Here is a 1,059-nt window from a genome sequence, read left to right as displayed (position 1 = left end):
TATGAAACTAGCTGCAATAACTGCAGTAATTTGAATATAGGCCATTTTCTTGCTAGATTCTTCTATGCTGTCTATATCTGTTACACTGCAGATAGTATCTGAATCTATTTTATCGCAAATAGATAATTTTTCTTTACCCATTTCATTAGTATAAAAAAATGCCTCGCCTGGTTTTGCTTTACTAAAAGCTTTAGCAACAATAGCAACATTTTTATTATCTTTGCCAAAATAGTTTTCATCGGTTGAAGCAAATGCAAACAATGCTTTATCAAAAACAAAAGATGAGCCTGGTAAATGTTTTAATCTATCTTCTAATTTCTTCACAGAAACATCGATAGCTAAAACCCCTATAAACTTACCATTTTTAGTTAAAGATATAGAATAGGTAAAAGTAGGAAGCCCCGTTGCTATATCTGTATAAATATCAGTTACATTCCAACCAGTTTTCTTTCTAGCTGCTATATAAAATTCTCTTGTAGTTGCATCATAATTTTGCTCTTTTCCATAAATTAAATAATTTACTCCTTTGGCATCGCTGTCTTTGTTACTTAAAACTAATTCCCCGTCAGGTTTTGCCAAATAAATAGCTTGATAATCGCCTATATCTTTTGCAGCTTTTAACTGAATTCCAACATCTTCTATTAATGTTTCTTCGTTGGCTAAAATTTCATATGGATGATGTAAAATACTTTGGGCAAATCTTTCTAATGCGCTTGAAGAGTTGTTGTAAAAATTTTGTGTTAAATTTTTTGCAGAAATAAGTTTATCTTGTTCTGCTTTTATAACTTCTTTAAACAGAGAGTCTTTTACAAAAACAAAAGTTATAATGCCTAAAATAAGTAGACAAAATATAGCAATAAAATTTGCTATGAGTGAGATTTTTATTTTCGCACTTTTCATTGGTTTTCCTTTTTATGTAAATTTGTAGTTATTTTTTTGAAAGTGAAAAAATTATCTCATAGGAGTATAAATTTAAAAAAACGATATATTAATAAAAAATTATCTATATAAATAATATTGGATAAATATAAATTTTATTAAAACACAATATAAAAAAAC

General features: G+C 27.5%; 1 protein-coding gene. It reads right to left on the bottom strand.

From position 1 onward, the window contains the following. Window positions 1-900: PDC sensor domain-containing protein (locus L8T82_RS07910; protein WP_207921009.1), on the bottom strand; the 900-nt coding region annotated here is incomplete at its 3' end. Between the last annotated feature and the right edge of the window lie 159 nt (window positions 901-1,059).

Source organism: Campylobacter sp. IFREMER_LSEM_CL292 (genome assembly GCF_025771615.1).
Taxonomy (GTDB): domain Bacteria; phylum Campylobacterota; class Campylobacteria; order Campylobacterales; family Campylobacteraceae; genus Campylobacter_D; species Campylobacter_D lari_D.
Note: the sequence above shows the minus strand (reverse complement) of the source record. Positions and strands in the feature narration are given on the sequence as shown.